General features: G+C 67.2%; 29 protein-coding genes, 1 tRNA gene and 1 riboswitch. Of the genes, 19 read left to right on the plus strand and 11 right to left on the minus strand.

Annotated features, from left to right (window positions below; all coding sequences use genetic code 11):
* Positions 1-28 precede the first annotated feature (28 nt).
* Both TS85_RS20430 and TS85_RS20435 read left to right on the plus strand, forming a co-directional pair.
* Positions 29-265, plus strand: coding sequence for a hypothetical protein (locus tag TS85_RS20430; RefSeq protein ID WP_044336708.1), 237 nt, complete (start codon positions 29-31; stop codon positions 263-265).
* 64 nt (positions 266-329) lie between these two features.
* The gene (locus tag TS85_RS20435; RefSeq protein ID WP_044334688.1) at positions 330-716 is read left to right on the plus strand and encodes a hypothetical protein; all 387 of its coding nucleotides are present in this window, start codon (positions 330-332) and stop codon (positions 714-716) included.
* On the opposite strand, the gene TS85_RS20440 is transcribed toward TS85_RS20435, so the two are convergent.
* The 5 genes from TS85_RS20440 to TS85_RS20460 all read right to left on the minus strand — a co-directional run bounded on the left by TS85_RS20440 (position 713) and on the right by TS85_RS20460 (position 5,588).
* On the minus strand, positions 713-1,648 hold the full coding sequence (locus tag TS85_RS20440) for a phytoene/squalene synthase family protein (RefSeq protein ID WP_044336710.1): 936 nt from the start codon (positions 1,646-1,648) through the stop codon (positions 713-715). The genes TS85_RS20435 and TS85_RS20440 overlap by 4 nt on opposite strands.
* Before the next feature lie 17 nt (positions 1,649-1,665).
* Complete coding sequence (locus tag TS85_RS20445; RefSeq protein WP_044334690.1) at positions 1,666-2,247, minus strand: LOG family protein; 582 nt, start codon at positions 2,245-2,247, stop codon at positions 1,666-1,668.
* Position 2,248: 1 nt separating this feature from the next.
* Entirely contained in the window at positions 2,249-3,724 is a 1,476-nt protein-coding gene (locus tag TS85_RS20450; RefSeq protein ID WP_044334691.1) for a phytoene desaturase, read from the minus strand.
* Positions 3,721-4,902: a lycopene beta-cyclase CrtY gene (crtY, locus tag TS85_RS20455; protein WP_044334693.1), complete on the minus strand. Its 1,182-nt coding sequence runs from the start codon at positions 4,900-4,902 to the stop codon at positions 3,721-3,723. Before crtY ends, TS85_RS20450 begins: the two co-directional genes overlap by 4 nt.
* 116 nt (positions 4,903-5,018) lie before the next feature.
* Positions 5,019-5,588 carry a TetR family transcriptional regulator gene (locus TS85_RS20460; RefSeq protein WP_044334694.1) on the minus strand — a complete coding sequence of 190 codons (570 nt, stop codon included), beginning with the start codon at positions 5,586-5,588 and terminating at the stop codon, positions 5,019-5,021.
* A 72-nt stretch (positions 5,589-5,660) separates the two neighbouring features.
* On the opposite strand from TS85_RS20460, the gene TS85_RS20465 reads away from it, so the two are divergent.
* From TS85_RS20465 to TS85_RS20500, 8 genes are all read left to right on the plus strand, one after another.
* On the plus strand, positions 5,661-6,710 hold the full coding sequence (locus tag TS85_RS20465; protein WP_044334695.1) for an aromatic ring-hydroxylating dioxygenase subunit alpha: 1,050 nt from the start codon (positions 5,661-5,663) through the stop codon (positions 6,708-6,710).
* Positions 6,711-6,799: 89 nt separating this feature from the next.
* On the plus strand, positions 6,800-7,549 hold the full coding sequence (locus TS85_RS20470; protein ID WP_077228720.1) for a sterol desaturase family protein: 750 nt from the start codon (positions 6,800-6,802) through the stop codon (positions 7,547-7,549).
* Entirely contained in the window at positions 7,479-7,904 is a 426-nt protein-coding gene (locus TS85_RS20475) for a DUF2141 domain-containing protein (protein WP_227698555.1), read from the plus strand. The genes TS85_RS20470 and TS85_RS20475 overlap by 71 nt, the downstream gene beginning before the upstream one ends.
* A 56-nt stretch (positions 7,905-7,960) precedes the next feature.
* The gene (locus TS85_RS20480; RefSeq protein WP_044334696.1) at positions 7,961-8,803 is read left to right on the plus strand and encodes a MipA/OmpV family protein; all 843 of its coding nucleotides are present in this window, start codon (positions 7,961-7,963) and stop codon (positions 8,801-8,803) included.
* 123 nt (positions 8,804-8,926) lie between these two features.
* Positions 8,927-9,036, plus strand: a riboswitch (TPP riboswitch).
* 35 nt (positions 9,037-9,071) lie between these two features.
* A complete protein-coding gene (gene thiC / locus TS85_RS20485; protein WP_044334698.1) occupies positions 9,072-10,967 on the plus strand; it encodes a phosphomethylpyrimidine synthase ThiC in 1,896 nt (631 codons plus the stop codon).
* A 165-nt stretch (positions 10,968-11,132) separates the two neighbouring features.
* On the plus strand, positions 11,133-11,594 hold the full coding sequence (locus TS85_RS20490; RefSeq protein ID WP_052508035.1) for a hypothetical protein: 462 nt from the start codon (positions 11,133-11,135) through the stop codon (positions 11,592-11,594).
* 135 nt (positions 11,595-11,729) lie between these two features.
* Positions 11,730-11,936, plus strand: coding sequence for a hypothetical protein (locus tag TS85_RS20495; protein ID WP_044334699.1), 207 nt, complete (start codon positions 11,730-11,732; stop codon positions 11,934-11,936).
* Positions 11,937-11,978: 42 nt separating this feature from the next.
* Positions 11,979-12,284, plus strand: coding sequence for a terminase small subunit (locus TS85_RS20500; protein WP_227698556.1), 306 nt, complete (start codon positions 11,979-11,981; stop codon positions 12,282-12,284).
* 128 nt (positions 12,285-12,412) lie between these two features.
* On the opposite strand, the gene TS85_RS20505 is transcribed toward TS85_RS20500, so the two are convergent.
* Positions 12,413-13,897, minus strand: coding sequence for a S41 family peptidase (locus TS85_RS20505; protein WP_077228721.1), 1,485 nt, complete (start codon positions 13,895-13,897; stop codon positions 12,413-12,415).
* 161 nt (positions 13,898-14,058) lie between these two features.
* Here TS85_RS20505 and TS85_RS20510 point away from each other — a divergent pair, with 161 nt between their 5' ends.
* Together TS85_RS20510 and TS85_RS20515 are read left to right on the plus strand one after the other, a co-directional pair.
* The gene (locus TS85_RS20510; protein WP_044334701.1) at positions 14,059-14,448 is read left to right on the plus strand and encodes a PRC-barrel domain-containing protein; all 390 of its coding nucleotides are present in this window, start codon (positions 14,059-14,061) and stop codon (positions 14,446-14,448) included.
* A gap of 83 nt (positions 14,449-14,531) precedes the next feature.
* A complete protein-coding gene (locus TS85_RS20515) occupies positions 14,532-15,026 on the plus strand; it encodes a hypothetical protein (RefSeq protein WP_044334703.1) in 495 nt (164 codons plus the stop codon).
* Here TS85_RS20515 and TS85_RS20520 read toward each other — a convergent pair.
* From TS85_RS20520 to ubiG, 4 genes are all read right to left on the minus strand, one after another.
* Positions 15,023-15,256, minus strand: coding sequence for a DUF2061 domain-containing protein (locus TS85_RS20520; RefSeq protein WP_044334705.1), 234 nt, complete (start codon positions 15,254-15,256; stop codon positions 15,023-15,025). The two genes, TS85_RS20515 and TS85_RS20520, sit on opposite strands and share 4 nt — an antisense overlap.
* Positions 15,257-15,361: 105 nt before the next feature.
* A complete protein-coding gene (locus tag TS85_RS20525) occupies positions 15,362-15,670 on the minus strand; it encodes an alkylphosphonate utilization protein (protein ID WP_044334708.1) in 309 nt (102 codons plus the stop codon).
* Entirely contained in the window at positions 15,670-16,380 is a 711-nt protein-coding gene (gene ung, locus TS85_RS20530; RefSeq protein WP_044334709.1) for a uracil-DNA glycosylase, read from the minus strand. The genes TS85_RS20525 and ung overlap by 1 nt, the downstream gene beginning before the upstream one ends.
* Before the next feature lie 9 nt (positions 16,381-16,389).
* A complete protein-coding gene (ubiG, locus tag TS85_RS20535; protein ID WP_044334711.1) occupies positions 16,390-17,124 on the minus strand; it encodes a bifunctional 2-polyprenyl-6-hydroxyphenol methylase/3-demethylubiquinol 3-O-methyltransferase UbiG in 735 nt (244 codons plus the stop codon).
* A gap of 58 nt (positions 17,125-17,182) precedes the next feature.
* Between ubiG and TS85_RS20540 the strand changes: the two genes are divergently transcribed.
* The 3 genes from TS85_RS20540 to TS85_RS20550 all read left to right on the plus strand — a co-directional run bounded on the left by TS85_RS20540 (position 17,183) and on the right by TS85_RS20550 (position 20,502).
* Positions 17,183-18,436 (plus strand): aspartate kinase, encoded by a 1,254-nt coding sequence (locus TS85_RS20540; RefSeq protein WP_044334713.1) that lies wholly within the window; start codon positions 17,183-17,185, stop codon positions 18,434-18,436.
* A gap of 185 nt (positions 18,437-18,621) precedes the next feature.
* On the plus strand, positions 18,622-19,416 hold the full coding sequence (locus tag TS85_RS20545) for a hypothetical protein (RefSeq protein ID WP_052508036.1): 795 nt from the start codon (positions 18,622-18,624) through the stop codon (positions 19,414-19,416).
* Between the two features lie 57 nt (positions 19,417-19,473).
* Positions 19,474-20,502, plus strand: coding sequence for an NAD(P)H-dependent flavin oxidoreductase (locus tag TS85_RS20550; RefSeq protein ID WP_077228722.1), 1,029 nt, complete (start codon positions 19,474-19,476; stop codon positions 20,500-20,502).
* A gap of 9 nt (positions 20,503-20,511) precedes the next feature.
* Here the strand turns inward: TS85_RS20550 and TS85_RS20555 are convergent, their stop codons facing one another.
* Positions 20,512-21,387 (minus strand): peptidylprolyl isomerase, encoded by an 876-nt coding sequence (locus tag TS85_RS20555; RefSeq protein ID WP_044334714.1) that lies wholly within the window; start codon positions 21,385-21,387, stop codon positions 20,512-20,514.
* A 76-nt stretch (positions 21,388-21,463) separates the two neighbouring features.
* Between TS85_RS20555 and TS85_RS20560 the strand changes: the two genes are divergently transcribed.
* The 4 genes from TS85_RS20560 to TS85_RS20575 all read left to right on the plus strand — a co-directional run bounded on the left by TS85_RS20560 (position 21,464) and on the right by TS85_RS20575 (position 23,796).
* Positions 21,464-21,554, plus strand: a tRNA-Ser gene (locus TS85_RS20560).
* A 183-nt stretch (positions 21,555-21,737) separates the two neighbouring features.
* A complete protein-coding gene (locus TS85_RS20565; protein ID WP_044334715.1) occupies positions 21,738-23,081 on the plus strand; it encodes a tyrosine-type recombinase/integrase in 1,344 nt (447 codons plus the stop codon).
* A gap of 48 nt (positions 23,082-23,129) precedes the next feature.
* Positions 23,130-23,468, plus strand: a complete 339-nt coding sequence (locus tag TS85_RS20570; protein ID WP_044334716.1) for a type II toxin-antitoxin system RelE/ParE family toxin — start codon at positions 23,130-23,132, stop codon at positions 23,466-23,468.
* A gap of 4 nt (positions 23,469-23,472) precedes the next feature.
* Positions 23,473-23,796, plus strand: a complete 324-nt coding sequence (locus TS85_RS20575) for a helix-turn-helix domain-containing transcriptional regulator (RefSeq protein ID WP_044334718.1) — start codon at positions 23,473-23,475, stop codon at positions 23,794-23,796.
* Positions 23,797-23,859: the final 63 nt, after the last annotated feature.

The following is a 23,859-nucleotide window of genomic DNA, read 5'->3' on the forward strand; positions in this document are numbered from 1 at the left end:
TTCGTTGATAAGCCGAAGGGAAATGACGATGGAACCGCTTCTCTACGTCCTCGCGATCATGGGCTGCGGCGATGATTCGGGCGCATGCCAGCAGGCGCGGGTAGAGCCGGCACGCTACACGTCGATCGTCGCCTGCCAGGAGGCGATGCCCGCCGCGCTTCGGCGCAACACCGACCTCGAATTCCCGGTGATCAGCGCCACCTGCCAGCGCACCAGCGACCAAATGGTCGACGCGCGTCCCCCTGCGGCACGCTCGGGCGGCTGAACCGCTGGAACCGCGCCGCATTCTACGATAGTTTCGCGCCTGCAACAAATTTGCGGGGGCGAAGATGCAGAGGCTGCTGGCAATCGTCGCGGGGCTGGTCGTCGCGATGGCGACGATCCTGGGAATCGAACTTCTGGCCCATCTGCTATGGCCCCTCCCGCTTCCCGATCTGGCGGACACGCCGGCGGTCGCGGCGTTCCTTGCCGAGGCTCCGGGTGGCGCGCAGACGATGCTGATCGGCGCGTGGTTCGCGGGCGCCTTGCTGGGCGGCACCACGGCGTTCCGCGTCGCGGACTGGCCCGCGGCGGGATGGATCGTGGCGTTTCTCGTCGCGGCGGGCGGGCTGGCGAACGTGCTGCTGCTTCCGTACCCGCTCTGGATGCAGATCGCCGCAGTGGCGGCACCTCTGGTCGGCGGCATCGTCGTGTCGGGCGTGACGCGCCCCGCCTAATCCGCGCGCGGCCGCGTCCACAGATGCGCAGGGCGGGGTGCCGCGCGATACAGGTCGCGGCGGCGCACCGCCTGGCCCAGCGCACGCGCGATCCAGCCGAGCTTGGCGGCCTTGCCCGTCGAGACGCGCCTGTCCCACGCCCGCGCGCCCCTGGCCGCCACCGCGCGCGCGATGTCGCCATAGATCCCCGCCGCCGCCAGCACTGCCCAGGCCGATCGCAGCCCCAGCGCCGGCGTCCCGCCGCGCGCGCTCGCCTCATATTCCTCGGCGCGCCCCGCCAGCCGCGTCGCCAGCATCGCCAGCTTGGTCGGATCGGCCATCACCGCGCCGCGATCGATCTCGGCATCGGCCAGCCAGTCGCCGGGCAGATAGCATCGCCCAGCGCCCGCATCCTCGCCGATGTCGCGCGCGATATTGGCAAGCTGGAACGCCAGCCCCAGGTCGCATGCGCGGTCGAGCACCGCCGCGTCGCGCGGGTTCACTCCCATCGCGACTGCCATCATGCAGCCGACTGCGCCCGCGACATGATAGCAATATTGCAGCAGCCCGGCCTCGTCCTCAGGCTGCCATCCCGCCGCGTCGAGCGCGAAGCCCTCGACCACATCCCATACCAGCCGGTGCGGCATCCCGGTCTCGGCGACGACGATGCGCAGCGCGTCGAACGCCGCGTCGCCCACCCATTCGCCGTCCAGCGCCGCCTGCGTCCGCACCCGGATCGCGTCGAGCCGCGCCTGCGGATCGGCCACTGCCGCCATGCCGTGCCCATCCTCCTGCCCATCGGCGAGATCGTCGCACGCGCGGCACCACGCATAGAGCAGCCACGCCCGCTCGCGCTCGCGCCGCGCAAACAAGCGGCTCGCCGCGGCGAAGCTCTTCGATCCGCGCCCGATCGATTCGCCCGCGGTGGCGACGATCGCCTCGCGCGTCGGCATCGGATGCGCGGCGTGGCTCACAGGTCTTCGCGCTGCATGCGGATGATCGGCACGGTCGGCTCGAAAGTCGCCATCCGCTCGATCAGCCGGGGCAGGTCGTCGTCGGTCAGCAATATCCCCTGATGCTGCGGCCGCAGGAACCCGACCTGGCCCATCTTGGCGACGAACTCGATCAGCCCGTCATAGAAGCCCGCGACATTGAGCAGCGCCACCGGCTTGGCGTGATAGCCAAGCTGTGCCCAGCTCATCGCTTCCCATAATTCGTCCATCGTGCCGGTGCCGCCGGGGATCGTCAGGAACCCGTCCGACAGCTCGGTAAAGCGCGCCTTGCGCTCGTGCATCGTCTCGACGACATGCAGTTCGGTCAGGTCGCGATGCGCGACTTCGGCGCGGACCAGCGCCTGCGGGATCACCCCGATCACTTCGCCCCCGGCCTCCAGGCACGCATCGGCGACCGCGCCCATCAGCCCGAGCCTGCCGCCGCCATAGACAACGCCGATCCCGCGCTCGGCAAAGCTGCGCCCGACGTCGCGCGCGCATGCGATATAGACCGGATCGGCGGGGGTCGCCGACCCGCAATAGACTGCGATACGCTTCAACTTACTTGCCTCCCAGCATCAGCGCGGCCGTAGCCTTCGCGCTCCCCACCACGCCCGGAATCCCCGCGCCCGGATGCGTCCCCGCGCCGACGAAATACAGGTTCGAAATCGAATCGTCGCGATTATGCGCGCGGAAAAAGGCGCTCTGCGTCAGGATCGGCTCGAGGCTGAATGCCGACCCCAGATGCGCGTTCAGGTCGGTGACGAAATCGGTCGGCGCGTACGAGAATCGCGTGACGATCCGGTCCTTGAGGCCGGGGATCAGCCGCCGCTGGATCTCGTCGAGGATGCGCTCCTCCAGCACCGGCGCGACTTCGCTCCAGTCCGCCGGGAACTTGCCCAGATGCGGCACCGGCGCCAGCGCATAGAAAGTCGAATGCCCCTCGGGCGCCATGCTCGGGTCGGTCGCGGTTGGGTGGTGGAGGTACAGCGAGAAATCCTCGCTCAGCACGCCGTGATCATAGATATCGGCGAGCAGCCCCTGATAGCGCGGCCCGAACAGGATCGAATGGTGCGGCACTTCGGGCACCGGCCCCTTCACCCCGAAATGGAGCACGAACAGCGAAGGCGAGAAGCGCTTGCGCTCCAGCTTGCTCGCCGTCCGCTGGGCACTGCGCGAATCCTTCAGCAGGTCGCGATAGCTGTGGACGATGTCGGCATTGCTCGCCACCGCGTCGACGTCGATCGAAAAGCCGCTTGCGGTGCGCACCCCCGTCACCCGGTCGCCCAGCGTGTCGATCGCCGATACCGGATCGTTCAGCCGCAACACCCCGCCCAGCCGCTCGAAATGCTTGACCATCCCCGCGACCAGCCGGTTGGTCCCGCCCTTGGCGAACCACACCCCGCCATCGCGCTCCAGCTTGTGGATCAGCGCATAGATCGAACTGGTCGCCATCGGATTGCCGCCGACGAGCAGCGTGTGGAACGACAGCGCCTGGCGGAGCTTCTCGTTCTTCACATAGCTGGCGACGATCGAATAGACCGAACGCCACGCCTGATGCTTCATCAGCGCGGGCGCCGCGCGGATCATCGACTGAAAGTCGAGGAACGCGACATGCCCGAGCTTGACATAGCCCTCCTCATACACCGCCGCCGAATAATCGAGGAAGCGGCGATATCCCGCGACATCCTCGGGGTCGAGCTGGGCGATCTGGGCATTGAGCTGGACGTCGTCGTTCGAATAATCGAACCGCGTCCCGTCGGGCCAGCTCAGCTGGTAAAAGGGCGAGACGGGGACGAGCGTCACATCCTCGGCCATGTCGTGCCCCGACAAACGCCACAATTCCTGCAACGTGTCGGGGGCGGTGATCACCGTCGGCCCCGCGTCGAACACGAAGCCGTCCTTCTCCCAATAATAGCCGCGCCCGCCGGGCCTGTCGCGCGCCTCCAATATGGTGGTGTCCACCCCCGCCGATTGCAGCCGGATCGCCAGCGCCAATCCGCCAAACCCTGCGCCGATCACTGCTGCCCGCTTCATCGCTGTGTCTTTCCCAAGGTTGCCTGGCCCCATATGGCCTTGATCGCGCGGCCCACCGGCACCGGCGGCTTGCCGGTCAGGATGCGCGCGCGATCGCGCAGTGTCGATTGCCCGGCATAGAACCGCCGGACGAGCCCTTCGTTCAGCCGATAGAAGCGCGCGATCACGCGATACCGCTTCTCGGGCTCCGCCGCCTTGAAGAACATGGCCGTCAGCATCCGGTAAAAGCGCCGCTTGCGCCAGCCCGTCCGGGCATGGCGATACAGCATCGCGTGGAGCGCATCGCCATCGGTCACGCCCGATTCGGCGATCAGCACCGCGGTCCGCACCGCATCGGGCAGCGAATAGCTGGTAAGCGAATGGAACAGCCCGGCGCGCATCCCCGCCTTGGCCACGCCCGGCCCGCCCGCCTGCCAATAGGCGTCGAAATCGCCGCCGATCACCACCGGCAACACCCCGCTTTCCTCGCGCAGCACGCGCCGCACCTTCCATCCGCGCGCCGCGACATAGGCGTCGATCCGCGCGCCCAGCGCCTTGGTGTCGAGCGCGGGGCCGTCGCTGTAATAGGTATCCTCGACGAACATCCGGCTGGGGGTGAAGGGCAGGCAATAGACGAAGCGAAAGCCGTCGATCTGCTCGACCGTCGCGTCCATCACCAGCGGCGCGTCGAGGCCATGGTCGATTTCCAGCTCGAGTTCGCGGCCGTGGAATTTCTGCCAGCCCAGTGCGAACCCGTCGAGCGCGCCGGTGCCGCGGCAATCGATCACGCCCTTCGCGATGACCTGATCGCCATCGGCCAGCGTGACGTGCGTGCTGGTCACCGCCTCCACCTGCCGCCCCAGCAACAGCGCCTCGGGCGGCAGCGCGGCGCGCACCAACTGGTCGAGCCGCGACGATTCGATCGAATAATAGCTGGTCTTGAGCGTGCGGTGCTGCCCCGGAAACGCGACCGCATAGCGCGTCCAGCCATGGCAGACGAGCGGCGCCACCAGCCAGCGATGCTCGGCCGCGACGTCGCTGGCAAAGAACGACCAGAGATGGTTGCCGCCGACGCGCTGCGATCCCTCGATCAGCAGGACGTTGCACGCGGGCCGCTTGCGCCGCAACGCCAGCGCGATCAGCCCCCCGGCCAGGCCCCCGCCGACAATAGCGATGTCGCAATGGATCGTGGCCGACATGGCCTGCGACTAGCCGAACGGGGCAGGCGGTTCCAATGGAAAAACCTGGGAGTGTGGGGTGGCCCAACCGCGCGCCCTGGGTTGCGGTGCGGTACCGCAGCCGCTTTCCCGGGCCCTCAGTGCGCGTAGGGGTTCGAAAGGCCGCCGACGATCGCGTCGAGCCCGGTCTGGAACGTCTCTCCAAAGGGCATGATTCGGTCGAGAAAGTCATGCATCGGGCCGTTCGCCTCGAACATCGACCATCCCAGCACATAGGAAATCACCACGGCCTGGAACGAGAGCGCAGCTTGCGGGTCGAGCCCAAGCGCGACCAGCGGCGCGGCGATCCTGGCGGCGTTCTCCTTGGGATCGGGATGCGCGACGGGCTTGGCCGTGGCGCACAGCCGCGCGCCGTCGCGGCGGCGGGCGAAGCTTGCGCGCAGCGCCGCGCCGAACTGGAGGAGCCATTGGCGCCAGTCCTGCGCGCCGGGGCAGGCAGCATAGGCGTCGGCATAGATGTCGCGCGCCATGCTGCCCAGCAGCATGGCCTTGTCTTCGACATGCCAGTAGATCGCCGGCGCCTGGACCCCGAGATGCGCGGCGACCTTGCGCATGGTCAGGCCGTCGAGCCCCTCCTGTGCCAGCACCGCAAAAGCGGCGCCGATCAGCCGGTCGCGGTCGAGTTCGGGTCCATTGGGTCTGCGCACCCCCCATCCCTTGACTATTTAACAACGTTAAATCAATCTGGCTGGGCGAGATGGGAAAAGGCAGGTGCCGTGATGCGCTATGTTCGAAATGCCTGGTACGTCGCCGGCTGGTCGAAGGACCTGGCGGTGGACAAGCCGCTGGCGATGACGATCCTGGGGGACCGGATCGTGCTGTGGCGGACGGCTTCGGGCGGGCTGCACGCGCTGGAGGATCGCTGCGTCCACCGGCTCGCGCCCTTGTCGCTCGGCCGCTGCGAGGGCGAAAGACTCCGCTGCATGTATCACGGGCTGCTCTTCGATCCCGATGGCAAGGTCGTCGAGATTCCGGGCCAGGAACTGGTCCCGCCCAAGGCGCGCGTCCGCGCCTACCCGGTGGTCGATCGGCATAGCTGGCTCTGGGTGTGGATGGGGGACCCCGCCCGCGCCGACGCGGCGCTGATCCCCGACGCCGTCGGGCTCGACCGGCCGGACTATGTCCTGGGCCACGGGCAACTCGATTACGCAGCCGAGGCGCGGCTGATCAACGACAATCTCCTCGATTTCAGCCACCTCACTTTTGTCCATGCGCAAAGCTTTGGCTCGGGGCCGCAATTTGCCAGCACGCCGGCGCGGATAACGCCGCTGGCGCGCGGCATCCGCTACGAACGATGGACCGAGAACAGCTATGGGTCGGCGTCGCGCAGGAGCGCGGAGCCGATGGACAATTTCATGACCTATGATTTCCTGCTTCCCGGCATCCTGCTCATGACGGGCGGCGTCTTCCCGCTGGGCACCGCACAGGCCGTGGCGTTCGCCGCCCCGGACCTGGGCACGGCAGTGAGCGGGGTCACCTTCACCAGCCAGGCCGTGACTCCGATGACCGACAGGACGGCGCGCTATTTCTTCTCCTGGGGTCCGCACCGCGCGCATGGCGACGAAGCCCAGCGCGACATTCTGATGGGCATCGCCGCGCGGGCGTTCGACGAGGACAAGGTGATGATCGAGGCGCAGCAGCGGGTGATCGACATGACGCCGTCGCCGACGGTCATGCCGACGGCGCATGATCGCGGCGTGACGTTGTTCAACCGGCTCGTCGACAGGCTTGTCCGCCAGGAGGAGACCGCCGCGCGCGACGCTGCCTGACACCCGTCTTAACCGGTGACCGCGGACCGCGAACGGGGTACAGCCCCCCGGTGACTCCGCTTCTCGGCCTTGCCCTGTCCGCCATCGCGATGACGCTGATCGTCGGCGTGCGCTATCTGCTCGCCTCGGGGGCGTTCGCGCTGGCCACGCGCGCGCGGCATCCGGGGCTGTATCGCGGGCTCGACAAGCAGATCCGCCGCGAAATCTGGTGGAGCCTCGCCTCGGCGGCGATCTATGGCATTCCCGCGGGGCTCGTCGCGTGGAGCTGGCAGCATCTCGGCTGGACGCGAATCTACACCGATCTCCATGCCTGGCCGCTCTGGTATCTGCCGGTATCGGTGCTGCTCTATCTCTTCGCGCACGATAGCTGGTTCTATTGGACGCACCGCTGGATGCACCGTCCGCGCTGGTTCCGCATCGCGCATGCGGTCCACCATGCCAGCCGCCCGCCCACCGCCTGGGCGGCGATGAGCTTTCATCCGGTCGAGGCGCTCACCGGCGCTGTGGTAATTCCGCTACTGGTCTTCGTGATTCCGGTGCATGTCGGCGCACTCGGGGTGGTCCTGACGATCATGACCGTTATGGGTGTGACCAATCACATGGGTTGGGAGATGTTTCCCGATTTCGTCACGCGGGGGCGTGCCGGCGGGTGGCTGATCACGGCCAGCCACCACCAGCGCCACCACGACTTCTATGGATGCAATTATGGCCTCTATTTCCGCGTCTGGGATCGACTGTGCGGCACCGACAAGGGGCTGGGCACCTTCCGTGGCCCGCGCGGCGGCGGCGATCGCGTGCCTGGCGACGCTGGGCGGGTTCCTGCCGGTCGGCAGCCTTGACGTAGAGGTCGGCAATCTCCGCTCGAGCCGGGGCGTGCTGCGGCTGTGCATGACCGCGGCGCCGGGCAATTTCCCCAGTTGCAAGGATGGCGGCAACGGCATCACCCGCACCGTCGCGGCCCAGGCCGGGCGTTTCCGCATCGATGGCCTGCCCCCCGGCGACTATGCGGTGGCGATCATCCATGACGAGAATGGCAATGGCAAGCTCGATACGGTGATGGGCATCCCGCGCGAAGGCTTTGGTTTCTCGCGCAATCCGGCGATCGGCTTCGGCCCGCCGCGCTTTTCCGCCGCGCGCTTCGGAGTCAGCGCTGGTGCCGAAGAGCAACAGGTTCGGATTCGCTACTTGTTCTAGGAACCGGCGGGCAGGGGCGGCGTTTCGCACCTGCAACATTCCCCCGGAGTTCCACCATGGCCCTGCGCCCCGTCCTGCTTATCGCCGCGCTCGCCGCGGCATCCCCTGCGTTCGCGCAGGAAACGCCCCCTCCCGCCGATACCGGCGGCGATTTCGCGATCGTCGGCGCAGGCGCCGCAATCCTCCCCGATTACGAAGGCTCGAACGACTATCGCTTCACCCCGGTGCCCGCCGCTGCCGGGCGGCTCGGCGGGTTCAATTTCCAGCTCGTCGGCAACCGCCTCAGCGTCGACCTGCTCGACGATGGCCCCGGCCCCGGCTGGGACATCCAGGCCGGGCCGGTCGGGGTGCTCAATCTCAACCGGACGAGCATCAAGGCGATCGAAGACACGCGGATCAAGGCGCTGGGCAAGATCAGCACCGCGGTCGAGGCGGGCGCCTATTTCGGCATCGGCCGGGTCGGCGTGATCACCAGCGATTACGACCGGCTCTCGGTCACCGCCACCTATCGCCACGATGTCGGCAGCGTCCATGGCGCGGGGGTCTTCACCCCCTCGATCACCTATATGACTCCGCTCAGCCGCAAGGCGATGGTCGGCATCTTCGGCTCGGCGGACCGGGTCGAGCATGGCTATGCCAGCACCTATTTCGGCGTGACGCCGCAAGGGTCGGCGGCGAGCGGCCTCGCAGTCTATGATCCGCGCGGCGGGTGGAAGAGCTGGACCGCCGGCGTGGGCGGCGCAGTGTCGCTGACCGGCGACCTGACGGGCGGGCTCCAGCTCGTCGCGGGTGGCACCTATAGCCGGATGCTCGGCGATTTCGCCGATTCGCCGATCGTCAGCGTCGCGGGCGCCAAGGGCCAGTGGATCGGCGCTGCGGGGTTCGCCTTCAGTTTCTGATGCGGGCGGCCAGCGATTTGCGTCAGCAAATCGCGGACTCGCCACGGCGGGCAGCGGGGCCGGCGCAGCCGGCTCCGTCTGACGGCGTGGCGCTGGACGTGCCCCCGCTAACCGCCTACAACACCGTCATCCCCGGGGGAGCGCCGACCCGCGCTTGAGAGGGGGGCAGGAGCCCCCGACCCGCTGAACCTGATCCGGTTGACACCGGCGTAGGGAGGGAGCGGTTCTTCACCCAGCCGTCTCTCCCGTCTTTTAGGAGTAGACGCGCATGGCCGACATCCCCGCAAAAGCTGAAATCGGCGTAACCACCGGCCCGATCCGCGGCTCGCGCAAAATTTACGTCGGCGACCGCCGCGTCGCGATGCGCGAAATCCATCTCCAGCCGGGCAGCGGCGAGGACCCGGTGCGCGTCTATGACACCTCCGGTCCCTATACCGATCCCGAAGCGCGGATCGACATCAAGGCAGGGCTCCCCGCGCTGCGCCGCGACTGGATTCTGGGCCGCGGCGACGTGGAAGCGGTAACCCCCCGCGAAGTCCGCCCCGAGGATAACGGCCAGCTCGGCCCCGATCGCAGCGGCGGCGTCGAACCCTTCCCCAATGTGATCAAGCGCCCCTTACGCGCCAAGCCGGGCATGAACGTCAGCCAGATGCACTATGCCCGGCGCGGCATCATCACGCCCGAAATGGAATATGTCGCCGAGCGCGAAAATCTCGGCCGCGCCCGCCTGGCGGAATACACCCGCGACGGCGAAAGCTTCGGCGCCTCGATCCCCGATTACGTCACCCCCGAATTCGTCCGCGACGAAGTCGCCCGCGGCCGCGCGATCCTCCCCAACAACATCAACCACCCCGAATCCGAACCCATGGCGATCGGGCGCAATTTCCTGGTCAAGATCAACGCCAATATCGGCAACAGCGCCGTCGCCTCGAACGTCGCCGCCGAAGTCGACAAGATGGTCTGGTCGATCCGCTGGGGCGCGGACACGGTGATGGACCTCTCGACCGGCCGCAACATCCACGACACGCGCGAATGGATCCTGCGCAATTCGCCCGTGCCGATCGGCACCGTCCCCATCTATCAGGCGCTGGAGAAAGTCGGCGGCGTCGCCGAGGATCTGACCTGGGAAATCTTCCGCGACACGCTGATCGAACAGGCCGAACAGGGCGTCGACTATTTCACCATCCATGCCGGCGTCCGGCTCGGCTATATCCCGATGGCGGCGCGGCGCGTCACCGGCATCGTCTCGCGCGGCGGATCGATCATGGCGAAATGGTGCCTCGCGCACCATAAGGAGAGCTTCCTCTACGAGCGCTTCGACGAAATCACCGAGATCATGAAGGCGTATGACATCGCCTACAGCCTCGGCGACGGCCTGCGCCCCGGCAGCATCGCCGACGCCAATGACGAGGCGCAGTTCAGCGAGCTCTACACGCTGGGCGAACTCACCCACCGCGCGTGGAAGAGCGACGTCCAGGTCATGATCGAAGGCCCCGGCCATGTGCCGATGCACAAGATCAAGGAGAATATGGAGAAGCAGCTCGAAGTCTGCGGCGAGGCGCCCTTCTATACGCTAGGACCCCTCACCACCGACATCGCGCCCGGCTACGACCATATCACCAGCGGCATCGGCGCCGCGCAGATCGGCTGGTACGGCACCGCGATGCTCTGTTACGTCACCCCCAAGGAGCATCTGGGCCTGCCCGACCGCGACGACGTCAAGGTCGGCGTGGTCACCTACAAACTAGCCGCCCACGCCGCCGACCTCGCCAAGGGCCACCCCGCAGCCCAGGTCCGCGACAACGCCCTGTCCAAGGCACGCTTCGAATTCCGCTGGCGCGACCAGTTCAACCTGTCGTTGGACCCGGACACGGCGGAGCAATATCACGACCAGACCCTGCCAGCCGAAGGCGCCAAGACCGCGCATTTCTGTTCGATGTGCGGCCCGAAATTCTGCTCGATGCAGATTTCGCAGGAAGTCCGCGCCTTCGCGGCGAAGCAGAACCAGGGCGTCGAGGGGTTCCTCGCGACCGGCCCGACGGGGGCTGAGTCTGCGGCTGCGAGCAAGGCGGCGGCGCTCAAGGGCATGGAGGAGATGAGCCGGGTGTTCAAGCAAACCGGCAGCGAGCTGTATATGGGGGCAGGGGGGCGCGAGCACGACTGATCCCTGCTCGGGACGAATCCTCTCCGAAACGGAGAAATCTCGCTCCGATCCCGATGGGAATCCCGCTAGCCTCGGCGCGGGGTTCACATCGGGGAGGGGGCCGTGGCAGGTCGAGGCGATACTGGCTGGCGCAGGAGCGGGGGCGGGAAGGGGCTATACGCCGCGTTGGCGCTGCTCGCTTCGTCTCCCCCGCCCGCCGCGCTCGCCCAACAAACCATCGTTCCCGCCCCGCCGCTCGCGCGGGACTTTTCGGACATCACCACTGCGGCGGCCGCGGCCAAGCTGGTTCGCAAGCATCTGCTGGTGCGGATCCACTTTTTCCCAACCGAGTTCGGCGGCCCCAACACCCGGCCCAATATCGGCTATGTCACGCCCGAAGCCGCCGCCTCGCACGCGCTGCTGATCAAAATGCTGGCGGCCTATATCGAGCGGGGTCGGCTCGACCATCTTGAAATCGTTCCCGAATATAGGGGCTCGGGCATCGTTCCCATCCGTATCCGGATGACCGCGACCCACAGCCGAAGCAGCGAGCGCTACGAGCGCGCGATCGAAGTGTGGGACTGCGGCCTATGCCCGCCGCTCGATCCGCTGCCCGATCCGGATGCGGAAGGCGACTTGACCGTGTGAGGGCGCGGTGCGGGTGGTCGCGCTCGACCGGAGACAGCAGCGTTGATGCATCCGGCTATGCGCTTCCGCTTGAGCGCGAGAATTTGGTCGGTACAGTCGTCTTTACCACCAGCGTTCGTTCGGAAAGGACCCCCCATGCCCCCCGAACCCCACCCCCTCGCCACCCCCCAGACTGCGCGCGCCGCGATCCGCGTCGGCGATCGACTCGCGCTGGAGGCGGAGGTGCGCGTCACCCCGCTCGGGCTGATCGCGATTGGCGGGCTGGTTGCGGCGGTGCTGTTGTCGGTGCCGCCGATCGTCCGCGCCGCGCGCGGCGTGGCCTCCGCGCGGCTGCCCGAATAGCGCCGCTTCCAATGTAGGATTTCATCTGCTCCAAGCTGGTGGATGGAACCGCACCCGCCCCCCGACTCGCCCGCCCAGCGCCCCCATTGGACCCCCGCGCGGCAACGCATCTTCCTCGCCGCGCTGCTCGAGACGGGCAGCGTCGCGCGTGCGGCGCGGGCGGCGGGGATGTCGCGGTCGAGCGCGCATCGGCTGCGGCTCCGGCTCGCGGGAACGCCGTTCGACCGCGCCTGGGACCAGCTTCTCGCCGAGCATGCCCGGCGCCTCGCCAATCCCTTTGGCGACGATGCGCTGCCCGCCCCGGCGCAATCCGGGCGCGCACCCGGCGCGCCGGCGGCGCCGCGGTGAGGCGCGGGTGGCGCGCCGGTGTCGCGCGGGTGGCGCGTCGCCGCGGCGTTCCCGCAGCGTCGCGGGCGCGTCGCGCCGATCAGCCCCAAATGCCTAAACTTCGACAACTTCAGGCGAACGCGCGCGCCTCAATACGCCCCCGGCACCTCGCGCTGCATCGGCGTCGGCTGGCTCGGCACCAGCAGTCCCTGCTCGGGCTGGCTGCCGGTCAGCCGCACCCGCTCGCTGCTCGCAGTCGCGGCGCCGGTGCTCGCGCTGATCGCGGTGCAGCTCCGCCCCGCGAGATAGTCGAGCGCGACGCGAGTCGAGGCTTCGGCGGGGTCGCCCAGCGGATGCGATATGTCGTCGACGGCGCGGCAGCTCGCCTCCATCGTGCCCGCCAGCCCGTTGTAATAGGCGCCCTGCCGCGCGCTGTTCTGCACCGCCAGCGCAATCACGCGCAGCCGGTCGTCGCATGGCGTGCGGTCCAGCGCGATCTGGCCGACCGGCTTGCCATAGGTATTGGCGCCGATCAGCGCGGCGTTGGCGTGGAGATAGGGGATGAAGGCATTCATCACCAATTCGCTCGCCGACGCGGTCCCGCCGGTGCCGATGAATGCGATTTTGATCGGCGAGACCGATTCGGCCTGCGGGCGGAAATAGCGCGTGGTGTTCTCGGCGGATTTTTCGGGGCGGAAGGTCACGTAATCGAACACGTCCGACGTCGATCGGTTGCCCCCCAGCAAATCGCCCATCAGCTCGGCGATCGAAATCAGCCCGCCGCCATTATAGCGCAAATCGACGATCAGCTTGGTCACCCCCGCCGCGCGAAACTGAGCGAACGCGCTGCGCAGCGCCGGGTCGGCGGTCTCGATGAAGCTGCGCAGATTGACATAGCCGATCTTGGTCCCGCCATCGTCGAGGATGCGCGCGCCATAGCGGCTGGATACCGGGGTGAGCGCATACTCGGCCTTGGCGATCGTGACGGTGCGCGTGCCCGCCGCATCGGTGACGCGCAGCGTGCGCGTAGTGCCGGTGGTCGATGGCCCCAGCGCGTTGGTGACGCCGTCGGTGCCTTCGGCCGCGAGGATTGCCGATACCGTGCGCAGGCTGGCGGCGCTGGTGCCGATCGCGACGATCTCGGTCCCGCGGTCGATCCCCGCGGTCAGCGCGGGGGTGTTCTCGAAGCTTTCGGCAACGAAGATGCGGCCCGCGGCGGAGTCATAGCCCAGCCGGAAGCCATAGCCTGCGCTCGAACCCGATGCGTAATAGGCATTCTCGGCGGCGATCGAGGTCAGATAGGTGAAGTAGCGGTCCTTGTTCTGCGCCCGCGCCGTCGCGGTCAGCGCGTCGATATAGGCATCGACGCTGGCATAGGGGCTGGGGTCCAGGCTGGCGGGCAGCGTGTCGGGGAACAGATACCATTCGTTGAGCTGCGCCGCCGCCCAGGTCTGGCGCTCGCGCAAGGTGCAGCCGGTGGATGCGGTCGGCGTCGGTGTCGTGGTGGCCGCCGGCGACGGGGTGGGGGTGGATGCCGGGGTGGCGGTGAACCCGCCGCCGCTACCGCCGCCACCGCCGCACGCGGCGAGCAGCGAGGTGATGCTCAACAGGCACAGGAAACGCGATGTTTTCATTCGACTCCCCCCTTTGTCGAGCGAGGCTAGAAACAAACCGTGCCGGTGTCAGCCGCTATTGTTGCCTGCGCGTAAGCTATCGTAAAATCGGGCTTTTGTAAGGAACTGCCACAGTCCGCCACCCATTATAGTTGCAGCAAAGCACCACAGGAGAAGATGTCATGGCCACGGCCAACTATAGCGGCGCCCAGACCCGGGCGCCTCGGGCGCCCCGGGCGCTCGTCTCGTCGGATCGCGTCGAGGGCACTTCGGTCTATGCGCCCGACGGCGAGAAGCTGGGCGCGGTACATCACCTGATGATCGACAAGGCGAGCGGCCGGGTCGACTATGTCGTGATGAGCTTCGGCGGGCTGTTCGGGCTGGGCGAGGATTATTACCCGCTGCCCTGGGACGTGCTCGAATATGACGTCGCTCGCGGCGGCTATGTAACCCAGATCGATCGCGCCGCGCTCAACACCGACGCCCCGCATTACAGCGCACACGACGAACCCGATTGGGACAGCGCGTTCCCCGCGCGGCTCGACACGCATTATGAGCGCGCCCGGCTGTAAGCGCCCTCGTCAGGCGGTGATTTTTCCGCTACCCTCCCGGATGCGCGGCCAGAGCTTCGGCGCGCTCCCGGGGGGGACCAGATATGCTCGTCGGGCTTACGCTTGCGCAGTTGACGGAATTGCACGTCGTCATCAGCCTCGTCGCGATCGCCGCGGGCGGGGTGTTTTTCGGGGCGCTGGCGCTGGGGCGATGGTGGAACGGGTGGAACGACCTGTTCCTTGTCTTCACCGTGCTGACCAGCGTCACCGGATTCTTCTTCCCGCCAAAGCCGATCGGCCCGCCCTTCGTCTTCGGCGTGATCTCGCTCGTGGCACTCGCCGGGGCGCTCTATGCGCTGTACGGGCGCGGTGCCGCCGGGCGCTGGCACACGGTCTATCTCGTGCTGGCGCTGTTCGCGCAGTGGCTCAACATGGTGGTGCTGGTGGTCCAGAGCTTCCAGAAACTGCCTGCGCTCCATGCCCTTGCCCCGCTGGGCGGGGAGCCGCCGGTGCTCGCGGCGCAGGTGCTGGTCGCCGCGCTGGTCGGCGGTGCGGCGTGGCGGACGCTGTGGCACCCGGTGCCGATCCGCCGCGGTTAAGCCTGGGCGAACCCGGACAGCGGCGCAGTCGGCGCCATGGCCTCGGCGCGCCGATCGACACGCTTCCACGCCTTTTCGTGGAAGAAGAATGCGACCGCGTTGATGCACGGCTCGATCAGCGCGATCCCGCCCGCCAGGGTCAGCGATCCGGTAAAGGCATAGGCGACCGTGAACCCCACGGTCAGGTGAATCGACAGGTAAGTCAGCGTCTTGGCAAGATCGCGGGGCATCGGGCGGGTCTCCACTGGGCAAGCGCCAAATTAGTGCGAAGGAGTTGCAACAGCCAACGCAACGCCTCGCCCAGTGTGATCGATCCCGCCACTCGTCGCCGCGGGTCAGCGTTTCCGCACGAACTCCGCGCGGAGCACCAGCCCCTTGATCCCGTCGAACTTGCAGTCGATTTCCTGCGCGTCGCCGGTCAGCCGGATCGACTTGATCAGCGTGCCGCGCTTCAGCGTCTGCCCCGCGCCCTTGACGGTCAGGTCCTTGATCAGCGTCACCTGGTCGCCATCGGCGAGAAGGTTGCCCACCGAATCGCGCACTTCGACGGCATCGGCGCTCGCAGCCTTCGCCTTGGCATCGGCGGCGCTGATCCATTCGCCGGTTGCTTCGTCATACACAAAGGCGTCGTCGTCATCGGCCATCAGGCGGGTTCTCCATGGAGTGCGGGCAAGGCCCAGTCGATCGGCCTTAGTCCCTGCGCCTTCAGGAAGCTATTCGCCTGCGAAAAAGGGCGCGATCCGAAAAACCCCGAATGCGCCGACAGCGGCGAGGGGTGCGGCGCCCTGAGCACCAGATGCCGCCCGCCGCGATCGGTCGAATCGACGAACGCCGCCTTTTTCTGGGCATGGCTGCCCCATAGCAGGAACACCACCGGCTCGGGCCGGGCGTTGACCAGCCGGATCACGGCGTCGGTGAATGGCTCCCATCCGCGCTTCTGGTGCGATGCGGCCATGCCCTGCTCGACGGTGAGCACCGCGTTGAGCAGCAGCACGCCCTGCTTCGCCCAATGTTCGAGGAACCCGTGGGCGGCACGCGGGATGCCGAGGTCCGACTCCATCTCCTTGAAGATATTGACCAGGCTCGGCGGGGTCCGCACCCCCGGCTGGACCGAGAAGCACAGCCCATGCGCCTGCCCCTCGCCATGATAGGGATCCTGCCCGAGGATCACGACGCGGACGTCCTCCAGCGGCGTGAGGTCGAGCGCGCGGAACCAGTTGTGGGACGCGGGAAAGATCCGCTTCCCCGCCGCCTTCTCCGCCTTCAGATACGCACGCAGCGCCGCCATATAGGGGCTCGCAAACTCGGCGCGCAGCGGCTCCAGCCAGCTCGGGTGCAGTTTCGGTTCGGCCATGACGATGCCCTAACCGGCGTGTACCGCCGTCACCAGATAGTTCAGCGTCTCGTCCGCGCCGATGACGAACCCCCGCGCTGGCGAGAAGCCCAGCCCGGCGCGGTTCACCACGTGCATCCCCGCCGCCTCGATCAGCGCGATCAGTTCGTCGGGCTTCAGGAACTGGCTCCAGTCATGCGTGCCCTTGGGGATCGCGCCGGTGCCCTCGCCCAGCGTGATCATCGCCAGCCGCGACAGCGGCGTGCGGTTGGGCGTGGAGAGGATCAGCAGCCCACCCGGCGCGACCAGCCCGGCCAGCGTCGCGACGAACGCGGCGGGATCGGTGACATGCTCGACCACTTCCATCGAGGTGACGAGGTCGAACCGGCGCTGCCCAAGCTGCTCGACTTCGCCGGCGATATACTCGATCGCGAGCCCCCCGGCCTCGGCATGTGCCCGCGCTGCACCGATATTCTCGGGCGCCGCGTCCACGCCGGTCACCGCCGCGCCCATCCGCGCCAGCGGCTCGGCGAGCAGCCCGGCGCCGCATCCTGCGTCCAGCGCGCTGCGTCCCGCCAGCGGCGCGAATCCGCCGGCATCGCCGCCCCAATGCGCGTCCACCGCGTCGCGGAGATAGCCCAGCCGCGCAGGATTCAGCCTGTGCAGCATCGCCGATGAGCCCTTTGGATTCCACCAATCGGCCGCCAGACGACCGAAATGTTCAGCTTCTAGGGGGTCAATCGTTGCTTTGGTTGCGTTCGCCATGCCGCGCTCCTATCAGGCCGCCTCATCTCTCCCAAGGCCCGGAAACAAGCAACCAGCCATGGCCCGTATCGTAATGAAGTTCGGCGGCACCTCGATGGCCGGCATCGAGCGTATCCGCAATGTCGCCGCACGCGTGAAGCGCGAGTGGGAGGCGGGCAACCAGATTGCCGTCGTCGTCTCCGCCATGGCAGGGGAGACCGACCGGCTCGTCGGCTTCTGCCGCGAGGCGTCGTCGCTATACGACACCCGCGAATATGATGTCGTCGTCTCGGCGGGCGAACAGATTACCAGCGGGCTGCTGGCGATCGCGCTCCAGGCGATCGGGGTGCCTGCGCGCTCGTGGCTCGGCTGGCAATTGCCGATCCATACCAGCAGTGCGCATGCCTCTGCCCGGATCGATTCGATCGACACCGTCGCGCTCGACGCCAGCCTGGCGAACGGCGAAGTCGCGGTCATCCCCGGCTTCCAGGGCGTGACCGAGGAGGGGCGCGTCACCACGCTCGGGCGCGGCGGATCGGATACCTCGGCGGTCGCGATGGCGGCGGCGATGCAGGCTGATCGCTGCGACATCTACACCGATGTTGACGGCGTCTACACTACCGACCCGCGCATCGTGCCGCGCGCGCGCAAGCTGAAGCGCGTCACCTATGAAGAAATGCTCGAACTCGCCAGCGTCGGGGCCAAGGTGCTCCAGACCCGCTCGGTGGGGCTCGCCATGAAGGAAGGCGTCCGCGTCCAGGTGCTGTCTTCGTTCGTCGACGCCGATGGCGCGAGCGAACCCGGCACGCTGATCGTGGGCGAAGAGGAGATCGACGATATGGAACGCCAACTCATCACCGGCATCGCGCACGACAAGAACGAAGCCAAGATCACGCTTACCGCCGTGCCGGATCGGCCGGGTGCGGTCGCCTCGATCTTCACCCCGCTCGCCGATGCGAACATCAACGTGGACATGATCGTCCAGAACATCGCGCATTCCGCCGGATCGACCGACGTGACGTTCACCGTGCCGACCGCCGAGCTGGCCCGCGCGCTCGACGTGCTCGAGCGGCAGAGCGGCGAGATCGGCTATGTGAAGCTGGTCCACGATACCCGCGTCTCCAAGATCTCGATCGTCGGCGTCGGGATGCGCAGCCATGCCGGCGTCGCTGCGACGATGTTCAAGACGCTGGGCGAGCGCGGGATCAACATCCAGGCGATCACCACGTCGGAGATAAAGGTGTCGGTGCTGATCGAGGAGGATTACACCGAATTGGCGGTGCGCGTGCTCCACACTGCCTATGGGCTGGACGCAGAGGATGCGGCGGCCTGAGCATCAGGACGGGAACGCTTCCGGGCGCGTGCCGCCTGAAATTCGCTCCCTCGGGCACCGCCAGACACGCTTCGGTCGTTTCCTGACATTATTCGGTCGCGTTGCCGCCCCATCCATGGTGTTGGTCGCGGATCGTGAGGGCCTCCCCCCTCGTCCGCCTTCGTTCGAGGTTCAGACCCAAGTCCATGGAAGCGACGAAGCGGACCCTGGTGCCGGAATGGCTCCGCAACGTGTTCGGGCGGCGCGGCGCGGCGTTCGTGCTTGCGCTGCTGGTCGAACTGCTGATCGCGCTGCTGCTGCTGTGGATGTCGCCGACGCTGCCGGGCAAGAAGGACGCGGCAGGGCCGACGGTGTTCGGGATCAACGTCGACGGCGACAAGCCGAGCGAAAAGGCCGAGGCGGCCAAGGAAGCATCGAAGCGCGCCGCGCCGCGCGAAGTCGCGCCGGTCACGCCGCCGCCCCCGCCCGAGATCGTGCCCCCGCCGCCGCCGGTGCCCAACACCGCGAACCCCATGCCCTTCATCCGGATGACGCGGCGCGATTATGCCGATGCCGATATCGCCAAGGCGAAGTCGGGCGCTCCCGCTGCGGCCGGCGATTCGAGTGCCGAATCGGGCGATGCAGCCGGCGCGATGGCGGGCGACAGCGAGGCTATCGGCACCGCGCCCAATGGCGAGCCGCTGTATCCGGTCGAATGGTATCGCCGCCCGACGCATGCGCAACTCGACCCCTATCGGTCGCCGCGAAGCCGCGGCCCGGGCTTCGGACTGATCGCGTGCCGCACGATCGCACGCTACCAGGTCACCGATTGCCAGGAACTTGGCGAAGGGCCGCGCGGATCGGGCAATGCCGGAGCGGTGCGGCAGGCGGCGTTCCAGTTCCTCGTCGTTCCGCCACGCAAGGGCGGCAAGCCCCTGATCGGCACTTGGGTCGCGATCCGCATCGACTATATCGAGCAGCCGGCTAGCCCACCCAAATAACCCACTTGGCGCGTCAAGGCTTGCGGCGGCGCCTCCCCCACGGCTAGGCCTGCGCGCATGACAACCAACAGCATCGGCGCCGAGCGCCTCGCCCGGCGCATGGCGCGCGGCACCGCATTTCTGGGCAGCGAGGTCGCGATCCTGTGCGGCGCGATGTCGTGGGTGAGCGAGCGCAACCTCGTCGCCGCCATGTCCAACGCCGGCGGCTTCGGGCTGATCGCGTGCGGCGCAATGACTCCCGAACTGCTCGACCGCGAGATCGCCGCGACAAAGGCGCTGACGACCAGGCCGTTCGGCGTGAACCTGATCACGATGCACCCGCAGCTGATGGACCTGATCGAAGTGTGCAACCGCCACGGCGTGACGCATGTCGTGCTGGCGGGCGGGCTGCCCCCTGCGGGGAGCCTCGATGCGATCAAGGCCAATGGCGCCAAGCTGATCTGCTTCGCCCCCGCGCTCAGCCTCGCCAAGAAGCTGATCCGATCGGGCGTCGACGCGCTGGTGGTCGAGGGGATGGAAGCCGGCGGGCATATCGGCCCGGTGTCGACCAGCGTGCTCGCGCAGGAAATCCTGCCCGAAGTGTCCGAGCAGGTCCCCGTCTTCGTCGCAGGCGGCATCGGGCGCGGCGAGGCGATCGCCGGCTATCTCGACATGGGCGCGGCGGGGGTCCAGCTCGGCACGCGCTTCGTCTGCGCGACCGAGAGCATTGCGCATCCGGCGTTCAAAAAGGCGTTCCTGCGCGCTTCCGCCCGCGATGCGATCGCCAGCGTCCAGATCGATCCGCGCCTGCCCGTCATCCCGGTGCGTGCGCTCAAGAATGCGGGCGGTGAGCTGTTCACTGCCAAGCAGCGCGAAGTCGCCCAGTTGCTCGACGAGGGCAAGGTGGAGATGATGGAGGCCCAGCTCCAGATCGAGCATTATTGGGCGGGCGCGCTCCGCCGCGCGGTCATCGACGGCGATGTCGAGCATGGCTCGCTGATGGCGGGCCAGTCGGTGGGCATGGTGACCAAGGAAGAGCCCGTCGCCGAGATCCTCGCCGCGCTGATGGCCGAGGCCGCGCACGCGCTGGAGAAGCGCGCGGCCTAGGGGAGGGGCTCAGCGGGCGCGGCGGACCGGCGCCTCGGCGTTGCAGATCTCGACGCCGCCCGCTGGCACCTTGAAGAAATCATTCTGCCGGTTCTCGCGCGCCTTGATCCACGCCGCGAAGCGCGGATTGTCGGTCGCGCGATATTGGAAATGCGGGCGCTCGTCCTCGGGCAACTGGCTGGCGAGCCGCACCGACAGGATCGGCAGCCGCTCGCTCTCTTCCTGGTATACACCGAGCGTGCCGGTGCCGCGCGGCAGGCTCGACAGCCACTGAATGCCCTCGACCACCCTGCCCACCAGCGCGATGTTGCGGTCGAGGTGGCGCGGGGCGTGCCCGATCACCGTATAGAGCTCGCTGCCGCTCCCGGTGCTCGGCGCCAGGTCGCGCGCGACGCCGACCATGCCATAGCAATGCGTCAGCCAACTGGTCTTGCCGTCGGTCGCCAGCGGCCAGCCATCGGCGCTGTGCCCGGTGCGCGCGGCATAGGGGTCCGGGCGGGTAAAGCTGGTGACCCCCACAAACGGCCCGCCCCATTCATATTCGGCGGGCGGATTGGCGATCACCATCGGCGGCAACGGCTTGGTCTCGGTCGCGTCGCCCCATTGCGCGACGTAGTTGTCCTGCACCCGGTACACGCTGGTCCCATCCCACCAGCGCGCCTCGGCCAGCTTGCGGATATTGGCGACATGCGCCGGCGCGAAGCGAGGGGCGAGGCGGATATAGACCTGGTGCCCGCCCTTGAGCGTGATCACCAGCATCTCGTTGTCCGGAATAAGCTGCCAGTCGGAGTCGATCGCATCGGCAGGGGACGGGGCAGGCGCGGTCTGGCCAAGAACCGGTGCGGCAAGGGCGATGGCGACAAGCGCGAGGAGGGGCTTCAACATGCCCCGAAACTGACACGCCGCCGAGCGCTTGCCTAGCCCGCCCGCAGAAGCTAGGGCACGCGCTTCCCGGTAATGCGGAGCGGTGGCCGAGTGGTCGAAGGCGCTCGCCTGGAAAGTGAGTATACGCCAAAAGCGTATCGAGGGTTCGAATCCCTCCCGCTCCGCCACCTGCCTGTTCCCAGCGGTCCGCATCGGACCACCGGAATCGACTTTTCTCTCCTGAAATCCAATACTTAGCAGACCGGTTCGGCCTTGGCCGTTCGTAGCCGTTCGCGCCCATCCGGCGAATCGGAGGGGCAAAAACGAGGTACGCGCGGTCGAAAAACGAGGTATTTTTTGGAGACCGAACCATGCTTACCGATGCCAAGGTGCGCAACGCCAAGCCACGCCCCAAAACCTATAAACTCGCAGACACCAATCGCCTCTGCCTGATGGTCACCCCCAGCGGCGGAAAGCTGTGGCGCTGGAACTACGAATATGATGGCAAGAACAAGACGATGGCCTTTGGTGCCTATCCCCGCGTCTCGCTGGCGGACGCCCGTGAAAAACGCGACGAAGCCTGGTCCATGCTGTGCGAAGGACAGGATCCCAATGTCGCGAAGCGCCTGAAGATCGAGGCGAACCTCGAAGCCGGGCGACAGACGTTCGAGCGTGTGGCTCGCGAGTGGCACGAGAACGCCAAGGCCCAGTGGGCAACGATCCATGCCAGCGACATCATCCGCAGCCTGGAGCGCGATGTCTTTCCGACGATCGGCTCCCTGCCCATCGCCCAACTCACCCCGCCGCTTATCCTCGGCGTTCTGCGCGAGATCGAGGCACGGGGCGCTATCGAGACCGCGAAGCGTGTGCGGCAGCGCATCTCGGCCGTGTTCGTCTACGCGATCGCCCAGGGGATCGCGACGAGCGACCCCGCTGAAAAGCTTGGTGCCGTGCTCAAGCCGCTGCGCAAAGGTAGGCAGCCGGCAATCACCGATCTGGTCCCGCTACGGCGCATGATCCTCGCGGCCGAGGAGGACAATGCGCGGCCGATCACACGGCTGGGGCTCAGGATGCTCGCACTCACGGCCGTCAGGCCGAGCGAACTGCGCGGTGCGCATTGGGCCGAATTCGAGGACCTGGATGGCAAGCTGCCGCTCTGGCGCATCCCGTCGGCCCGGATGAAGGGTGACCTCGACCGGAAGGAGGAAAAGGGTGGCGACCACCTCGTGCCGCTCACGCCGCAGGCTGTCGCTGTATTGCGGGCAATCTGGCCGCTGACCGGCGGCGGACCGCTGGTCTTCCCCAGCAACCGCCATGCGCACCGGCCGATGAGCGAAAATGCGATCGGCTATCTGCTGAACCGCGCCGGCTATCACGGGCATCACGTGCCGCATGGATTTCGCGCAGCCTTCTCCACCATCATGAACGAATGGGCGGAGCGCCACGGCGATCCGCACGACCGCAAGGTGATCGACCTGATGCTCGCCCATGTCCCAAAGGATAAGGTCGAGGGTGCGTACAACCGGGCAGCCTATATGCCGCGCCGACGGGAACTCGCGACAATCTGGGCCGATCTGCTCAGCGAAGGCCTGCCCGATCCCGTGGCTCTGGTCGATCGGCCGGTGAAGGAAATCGGCATGGGCTCACGGCGGCGCTTGCCGGCGCCGGTCGAGCCAGACTTCCGGTTTCCGCGTCAACGGCGTGGAGCCCAATAGTCATCGCTGGACAATTGGTAACGTATATGTTACCAGAAAGAGCGTGCGTTGATCGTTCAGGAATATATTCGCGAGGACGGCTCAAGCCCGTTCCGATCATGGTTCGACGATCTCGATTCCCAGGCTTCGGCCAAGGTGGCGACCGCCATCGTAAGGCTGGAACTGGGCAATCTGTCGAACGTCAAATGGATCGGTGGCGGGCTCGGGGAATATCGCATCGATTGGGGGCCGGGCTATCGGCTCTATCTCGCCCGCGACGGGGATGAGCTGATCATCCTGTTCGTGGGCGGGACCAAGAAACGGCAACAGTCCGACATCGAACGAGCGGGCGTGCTGATCGGCGAGTACAAGGCTCGCAGGGCGGCGGCGAGGAAAGACAGGAAGTGACAAAATGGTGCTGACCCGAGATTTCAAGGAAACGGTGAAGGAACGCGCCGCGCGCGATCCTGCCTTCGCCAAGGCCATGCTCGATGAGGCAGCTACCGCTTTCCTCAACGGGGAACCGCACGTGGCGCGGCTGATCCTGCGCGATCTGGTCAATGCCTCGGTCAGTTTCGAGGAACTGGCGACCGAGACCAACCGCCCGAGCAAGAGCCTGCACCGAATGCTGTCGGAGAAGGGCAACCCGAGCATGGACAATCTCGCTGCCATCTTCGACGCGGTACGCAAGCGACTGGGAGTCGTTTTCGAAGCGCACGCTGTCGAAGCGGCATGACGTCTGGAGGGAACCCATTCGGGTGGCACGTTTCCGGCCACTCAGCACAAAAACCTAATAGCC

Origin of the sequence: Sphingomonas hengshuiensis, from assembly GCF_000935025.1 — a bacterium.
In the GTDB taxonomy this organism is placed as follows: Bacteria; Pseudomonadota; Alphaproteobacteria; order Sphingomonadales; family Sphingomonadaceae; genus Sphingomonas; species Sphingomonas hengshuiensis.